This window comes from Shewanella sp. 10N.286.51.B7, assembly GCF_002873615.1.
In the GTDB taxonomy this organism is placed as follows: Bacteria; Pseudomonadota; Gammaproteobacteria; order Enterobacterales; family Shewanellaceae; genus Shewanella; species Shewanella electrodiphila.
Map to the genome: position 1 here is coordinate 22,968 of NZ_MCUF01000067.1, position 7,900 is coordinate 30,867.

At 42.5% G+C, this 7,900-nt stretch carries 7 protein-coding genes; all 7 read right to left on the bottom strand.

All coding sequences use genetic code 11. The features are described from left to right. Positions 1-34: 34 nt before the first annotated feature. The 7 genes from rpoB to secE all read right to left on the bottom strand — a co-directional run bounded on the left by rpoB (position 35) and on the right by secE (position 7,679). The gene (rpoB, locus tag BCU84_RS17735; RefSeq protein ID WP_102529395.1) at positions 35-4,066 is read right to left on the bottom strand and encodes a DNA-directed RNA polymerase subunit beta; all 4,032 of its coding nucleotides are present in this window, start codon (positions 4,064-4,066) and stop codon (positions 35-37) included. A 240-nt stretch (positions 4,067-4,306) separates the two neighbouring features. Continuing rightward, on the bottom strand, positions 4,307-4,675 hold the full coding sequence (rplL, locus tag BCU84_RS17740; protein WP_102529396.1) for a 50S ribosomal protein L7/L12: 369 nt from the start codon (positions 4,673-4,675) through the stop codon (positions 4,307-4,309). A gap of 54 nt (positions 4,676-4,729) precedes the next feature. Further along, entirely contained in the window at positions 4,730-5,227 is a 498-nt protein-coding gene (rplJ, locus tag BCU84_RS17745; protein ID WP_102529397.1) for a 50S ribosomal protein L10, read from the bottom strand. Positions 5,228-5,484: 257 nt separating this feature from the next. Next, on the bottom strand, positions 5,485-6,186 hold the full coding sequence (gene rplA / locus BCU84_RS17750; RefSeq protein WP_102529398.1) for a 50S ribosomal protein L1: 702 nt from the start codon (positions 6,184-6,186) through the stop codon (positions 5,485-5,487). Positions 6,187-6,190: 4 nt separating this feature from the next. Next, positions 6,191-6,619: a 50S ribosomal protein L11 gene (gene rplK, locus BCU84_RS17755; RefSeq protein WP_102529399.1), complete on the bottom strand. Its 429-nt coding sequence runs from the start codon at positions 6,617-6,619 to the stop codon at positions 6,191-6,193. Between the two features lie 128 nt (positions 6,620-6,747). Further along, positions 6,748-7,299, bottom strand: a complete 552-nt coding sequence (gene nusG / locus BCU84_RS17760) for a transcription termination/antitermination protein NusG (protein WP_102529400.1) — start codon at positions 7,297-7,299, stop codon at positions 6,748-6,750. Positions 7,300-7,307: 8 nt separating this feature from the next. Continuing rightward, complete coding sequence (gene secE / locus BCU84_RS17765; protein ID WP_055026517.1) at positions 7,308-7,679, bottom strand: preprotein translocase subunit SecE; 372 nt, start codon at positions 7,677-7,679, stop codon at positions 7,308-7,310. Positions 7,680-7,900 lie beyond the last annotated feature (221 nt).

The window sequence follows — 7,900 nt, forward strand, 5'->3', positions numbered from 1 at the left end:
TCCTTGGTTACCAAACATTGCTTAAGAGCGATGCTTACTCTTGATCCAACTCGATATTAATACCAAGTGAACGAATTTCCTTCAACAATACGTTGAAAGACTCAGGCATGCCTGGGTGCATCTGATGGTTACCGTCGACGATGTTTTTATACATCTGAGTACGACCGTTAACGTCATCTGATTTAACCGTTAGCATTTCCTGAAGAGTATATGCAGCACCGTATGCTTCTAGTGCCCATACTTCCATCTCACCGAAACGTTGACCACCAAATTGAGCTTTACCGCCCAATGGTTGTTGAGTTACTAAGCTGTACGAACCGGTTGAACGGGCGTGCATCTTGTCATCAACTAAATGGTTCAATTTAAGCATGTACATGTAACCAACAGTTACTTTACGCTCAAATTCGTTACCGGTACGGCCGTCACATAACGTCAACTGGCCTGAGTCAGGTAATCCTGCTAATAGCAGCATTTCCTTGATCTCTTTCTCTTTAGCACCATCGAAAGCTGGTGTAGCAACTGGAATACCACCTTTAAGGTTTTTAGCCAGACGCACTACTTCATGATCAGAGAATGTATTGATATCGACTTTCTGAAGAACGTCGTCACCTAGATCATAAACTTTCTGAATATAATCGCGAAGTTCAGCAATTTCACGTTGCTCTTCAAGCATAGCAGTAATTCGATTACCGATACCCTTTGCAGCAGCCCCCATGTGAACCTCTAATACCTGACCAATGTTCATACGCGATGGTACGCCCAATGGGTTTAGTACGATATCTACTGGATCACCAGTTTCATCGTATGGCATGTCTTCAATAGGACAAATCTTAGAAATTACACCTTTGTTACCGTGACGACCCGCCATCTTATCACCAGGCTGGATAGTACGTTTAACTGCAAGGTAAACCTTAACAATCTTCAGTACACCAGGTGCTAAGTCATCACCTTGGGTGATCTTACGACGTTTAACTTCAAACTTCTTATCAAAGTCAGCTTTTAGCTCTTCATGTTGCTCAGCTAATTGCTCAAGCTCAGTTTGCTTCGCTTCATCTTCGATAACCTGAATCAACACATCTTTACGTGGTAATTCAGCGATTTTCTCCTGAGAGAAACCTGCAGCAAGTAACAAGTTACGCGCACGGCTCAAAACACCTTCTTCAAGGATTTGGAACTCTTCGCCTAAATCTTTACGAGCTTGGCCAACATGCATCTCTTCAATTTCAAGCGCACGTTTATCTTTTTCGATACCGTCACGAGTGAATACTTGAACATCGATGATGGTGCCTTTAACAGAGTTAGGTACACGTAAAGAGCTGTCCTTAACATCAGAAGCTTTTTCACCAAAAATAGCTCGGAGGAGTTTCTCTTCTGGAGTCAGCTGTGTTTCACCTTTAGGTGTCACTTTACCAACTAGAATGTCGCCGCCTTTGACTTCAGCACCAATGTAAACAATACCTGACTCATCTAATTTAGACAGAGCAGATTCACCTACATTTGGAATATCAGCAGTAATTTCTTCGCTACCTAGTTTCGTATCACGAGCAATACATGAAAGCTCTTGAATATGAATAGTAGTGAAACGATCCTCTTGCGCTACGCGCTCAGAGATTAAGATCGAATCTTCGAAGTTATAACCGTTCCAAGGCATGAATGCGATACGCATGTTTTGACCTAAAGCCAAGTCACCTAAATCGGTAGACGGACCATCAGCTAAAACATCACCACGAACAATTGGGTCACCAACAGAACAACAAGGGCGTTGGTTAATACAAGTGTTTTGGTTAGAACGAGTGTATTTAGTTAAGTTATAGATATCGATACCGGCTTCGCCTGGCGTCAATTCTGCTTCGTTAACTTTTACTACGATACGGCCAGCATCAACATAGTCGATAACACCACCACGTTTCGCAGCAACAACAACACCTGAGTCAACAGCAAGAGTACGTTCAATACCAGTACCAACAAGAGGCTTATCAGCTCTTAAAGTCGGTACGGCTTGACGTTGCATGTTTGCACCCATCAATGCACGGTTAGCATCATCGTGTTCTAAGAACGGAATTAGTGATGCTGCAACAGAAATAATCTGTTGTGGTGATACATCCATATACTGGATATCAGCAGCACGCATAAAGGTAGATTCACCTTTATGACGACAAGCAATTTGCTCTTCAAGCATACGGTTTGAAGAATCAATTTCAATGTTTGCCTGTGCAATCACATATCGGCCTTCTTCGATTGCTGATAAGTATTCAACTTCATCAGTAACCACACAATCAACCACTTTACGATAAGGGGTTTCAAGGAAGCCATACGAGTTTGTACGCGCGAAACTTGCCAATGAGTTAATTAGACCAATGTTTGGTCCCTCTGGCGTTTCAATCGGACACAAACGACCGTAGTGAGTTGGATGTACGTCACGTACTTCGAAACCAGCACGTTCACGTGTTAAACCACCAGGACCAAGAGCAGAAATACGACGTTTATGCGTTACTTCTGACAACGGGTTGTTTTGATCCATGAACTGTGACAATTGTGAAGAACCAAAGAATTCTTTCACTGCCGCAGAGATAGGCTTAGCGTTGATTAGATCTTGTGGCATAAGCTCATTCAGATCGCCTAAAGATAGACGTTCACGAACAGCACGCTCAACACGAACTAGACCAACACGGAATTGGTTTTCAGCCATTTCACCTACGCTACGAATACGACGGTTACCTAGATGGTCAATGTCATCGACTTCATCGTAACCGTTACGGATTTCGATGATTTTCTTCATAACGTGTACGATGTCTTCTTTAGACAGTACGCCAGCACCTTCGTCATCAGCAATCTCAAGACGACGGTTGAACTTCATACGACCTACTTTAGATAAGTCATAACGTTCTTCACTGAAGAACAAGTTCTGGAATAAGCCTTCAGCAGCATCTTTGGTTGGTGGCTCACCAGGACGCATCATACGGTAGATCTCAACTAATGCTTCTAAGCGGTTAGTTGTTGAATCAATGCGTAATGTGTCTGAGATGTATGCACCATGATCCAAATCGTTGATAAACAATGTATCAACGTCTTTGATACCCGCTAAAGAAAGTTTAGCTAGGTCTTCAAGGGTGATTTCGGCATTTGCGCTAACAAGTACTTCACCAGTATCTGTATCGATGTAATCTTGAGCAGCGTATTTGCCAACGATATAGTCAACTGGTACTTCAAGTTCAGTTGTATTGGTTTTTTCAAGCTGCTTAATATGACGAGCAGTAATACGACGACCAGATTCAACAAGTAATTTGCCTTCAGAATCTTTAATGTCATAACTTGCTGTCTCACCACGGAGGCGATCAGGCACAAGTGCCATAACAAGTGAATCTTGCTTAATCTTGAACTGAATACGTTCGAAGAATAAGTCTAAGATTTCTTGAGTAGAAAACTCTAATGCACGTAGCATGATCGTCGCTGGTAATTTACGACGACGGTCAATACGTACAAATAAGGCATCTTTTGGATCAAATTCAAAGTCAAGCCATGAACCACGGTAAGGAATAATACGTGCGTTATATAGCACCTTACCAGAAGAGTGGGTTTTACCACGGTCATGATCAAAGAATACACCAGGTGAACGGTGTAACTGAGACACGATAACACGCTCAGTACCATTGATAACAAAAGTACCGTTATCAGTCATTAATGGGATATCACCCATGTAGACTTCTTGTTCTTTAATATCTTTAACTGTGCCTGGCGCAGCTTCACGGTCATATAAAACCATACGCAATTTCACGCGTAATGGCGCTGAATATGTAACACCGCGGATCTGACACTCTTTCACATCAAAAACTGGCTCGCCTAGCTTGTAACTGACATATTGCAGTTCAGAATTGCCAGAAAAGCTCTTGATGGGAAAAACGCTACGGAATGCAGCTTCAAAGCCGCGTTCACCCGTAGGATCTTGATCGGTGAACTTCTTAAAAGAGTCTAACTGAATAGACAATAGGTACGGAATATCCAAAACTTTTTGACGTTTGCCAAAGTCTTTACGAATACGCTTCTTTTCAGAATAGGAGTAAACCATGGGTTTCCTCTACTTACGAGATGTGACCAAGACTGAAATAATATAAGTATTATAACAGCACGTTTGCCCATCACCGTTGATGGCAAGAACCTAACCAGTAATCTCTGCTAGGAACTGCTAATAACTGGCGACAAACGGTGAATAAAAAATCGCCTGCGCATATAGCGCAAAAAAGGCCGACGGTTAAAAAACCGCCAGCCTCCGCCCGATTTCTCGGGAGGTGGTAAGTTAGAGTATAACTTACTTAACTTCTACTTCAGCGCCAGCAGCTTCTAGATCGCCTTTAAGGGCTTCTGCTTCTTCTTTAGTGATAGCTTCTTTAACTGCAACTGGTGCAGATTCAGCCATAGCTTTAGCTTCTTTCAGGCCAAGACCTGTAGCGCCACGAAGTGCTTTAATAACAGCAACTTTGTTAGCACCGAAAGAAGTCATAACAACGTCAAATTCGGTTTGCTCAGCAGCAGCTGCGCCGCCTTCTGCGCCGCCAGCAACTACTGCTGCAGCAGCTGAAACGCCGAATTTCTCTTCCATTGCTTCGATAAGTTCAACAACTTCCATTACAGACATTTCTGCGAAAGCTTCTAAGATTTGGTCTTTTGTGATAGACATAACAAAAAATTCCTATTGTACTGAATTCAATAAATTTAAGCGGCTAATAAAATATTAAGCTGCTTCTTTTTGATCGCGAAGAGCGGCCAATGTACGAACAAACTTGCCAGCAGATGCTTCTTTCATAGTCATCATCAACTGAGCTAGTGCTTCGTCGTAAGTTGGTAATTTCGCTAAACGATCAATATCTGCTGCAGGGATTACTTCCCCTTCAAAGGCTGCTGCTTTAATTTCAAACTTTTCTTGTGCAGTTGCGAAATCTTTTAGAAGACGCGCTGCAGCACCTGGGTGCTCAGTAGAAAATGCAATTAAAGTAGGACCAGTAAACGTGTCAGATAGGCACTCAAAATCAGTACCAACTACAGCGCGTTTAACTAATGTATTACGTACTACACGTACATAAACACCAGCTTCACGAGCTGCTTTACGCAGACCGGTCATATCACCTACAGTTACACCGCGTGAATCGGCTACAACTGCAGATAAAGCACCTTTGGCTGCTTCGTTGACTTCAGCAACAATCGCTTTTTTGTCTTCGAGTCTTAATGCCATTGGCTTTACTCCTGGATTCTACCTAGGGATATCCCTAGTATTTACCATATTAAACACTTATGTGTTTAACGACTTACGGTGCAGATTTCCAGCAGAACAAAATCTATCTGGGGGGTCTGACACCGTCTACGTAGGAAATTAAGTTATCCTAAGAAAACACCTACGGTCTTGGACGGAAACCTGTTTTCAACATTGTCGAAAACAGACCTCAACCCACAAAGTGCGCGCATTATAGACTAATACGCTCGCTTTGTATATTACTTAGCTTCTTCCAGAGTACCCTGGTCGATAACTACACCTGCACCCATAGTGGTAGAGATGCTAACTTTTTTCACGTATACGCCTTTAGCAACTGCAGGCTTAGCCTTTTTCAGTGCTGCGACTAACGCTTCTAAGTTTTCTTTAAGCTGTGCTGGTTCAAAATCCACTTTACCAATAGTAGTGTGGATAATGCCATTCTTGTCGTTACGGTAACGAACTTGACCGGCTTTGGCATTTTTAACTGCTTCAGCAACATTTGGCGTTACTGTACCAGTTTTTGGGTTAGGCATTAGACCACGTGGGCCTAAGATTTGACCTAATTGACCAACAACGCGCATTGCATCTGGAGATGCGATAACTACGTCGAAGTTCATTTCGCCAGCTTTAACTTGTGCAGCAAGTTCGTCCATACCAACTAACTCTGCACCAGCTTCTTTAGCTGCTTCAGCGTTTGCGCCCTGTGTGAACACAGCAACACGAACTTCACGGCCAGTACCATGTGGTAATACTGTAGCGCCACGAACGTTTTGATCTGATTTACGAGGATCAATACCTAGGTTAACAGCAACGTCAACACTTTCTACGAATTTAGCAGTAGCAAGTTCTTTTAATAAAGAAACAGCTTCATTGATATCGTAGCTTTTAGTTCCGTCGATTTTCTCGCGGATTACGCGCATGCGCTTAGTTAGCTTTGCCATTATATTAGTCCTCTACTACCAAACCCATTGAACGTGCAGTACCTTCAATTGAACGCATCATCGCTTCAACATCGGCACCAGTCATATCAGTCGCTTTTGTTTCAGCAATTTCCTGAACAGCGCTGCGCTTGATAGTTCCAACTTTTTCGGTATTTGGACGGCCAGAACCAGACTTAAGACCGGCAGCTTTCAATAATAAGAAAGATGCAGGAGGAGTCTTAGTTTCGAACGTGAAAGAACGATCGTTGTATACAGTGATAACAACAGGAATCGGCATACCTTTGTCGAACTTTTCAGTACGAGCGTTGAATGCTTTACAGAATTCCATGATGTTCACACCTTTTTGACCTAGAGCAGGACCAACTGGTGGAGACGGGTTTGCAGCACCGGCTGCTACTTGTAGCTTAATATAAGCTTCAATTTTCTTTGCCATGTCGACATTTCCTCAATTTGGGTTCAAACGCTATCGGCTACATGCCAATGAGCTCCCCTTGAAAACAACGGGTGCGGATTATACTAAAATCCGCACCCGCAAACAAATACTATTTGTATTTAATTTAATCAGTTCTTTTCAACTTGCTGGAAGTCTAACTCAACTGGAGTAGAACGACCGAAGATCATTACTGAAACCTTAACGCGGTTCTTATCGTAATCAACTTCTTCAATGGTGCCATTAAAGTCAGCAAATGGACCATCGTTAACACGAACAACTTCACCAGGTTCAAACATAACGCGATGAGTAGGAGACTCAACGGTATCTTGTAAACGCTGAAGAATGGCATCCGCTTCTTTGTCTGAGATTGGTGCTGGACGATCTGAAGTCCCACCAATGAAGCCCATTACTCGTGGAATGCTTTTCACTAAGTGCCAGCTTTCGTCATTCATTTCCATTTGGACTAATACATAGCCAGGGAAGAATTTACGTTCGCTCTTGCGACGTTGACCATCACGCATTTCAACTACTTCTTCAGTCGGTACTAATACCTCTGCAAAGTAATCTTCCATGTTGTGCATCTTAATATGTTCAAGCAATGTTTTTACTACTCGGCCTTCATAGCCTGAGAATGCTTGAATGACATACCATCTTTTTTTTGCTTCTGTTGCTTCAGTCATGTAAATGCCTATACGCCAGTAATTAGGTTAACAACGCGCAATAGTACCCAGTCGAAACCCCAAAGGATAACGGCTACGACAGCTGTTGCAGCAAGAACAATGAATGTTGTGTTCAGCGCTTCTTGACGCGTAGGCCAAACCACTTTACGTACTTCAATGTGAGCTTCACGAGCAAAAGATAAAGCTTCTTTACCCTTTACCGTTTGCAGAGCAATAAAGCCTGCAATTACAAAGGCAACAATTACGCCTAATGCGCGTACTACAACACTGGCTTCGCCAAATGCTTGGTTGCCAATAACAGCGGCGGCAATCAATATAACTGCAATGCCCCACTTAACAATATCCAGAGAATTATTCTGGTTTTCAGTATTTGTCGTCATCGGTTGGTTCCGTTACTCACTAAGACCTGAGCTTAAATTTGATAAATATGTACCATTTTATCAAATAGTACTTCCGAGTTTAGCCACGAAAAGCATCAGCTCAGGGTCAAAAATCGGCCATAGATTGTATTCTTATTCTAGTCAGTTCGCAAGGTCGACACTAGAGAACATAAGCAAAAGTTAAAAAAAATCTATAAAACAAAAAAAGGAAGCCGAAGCTT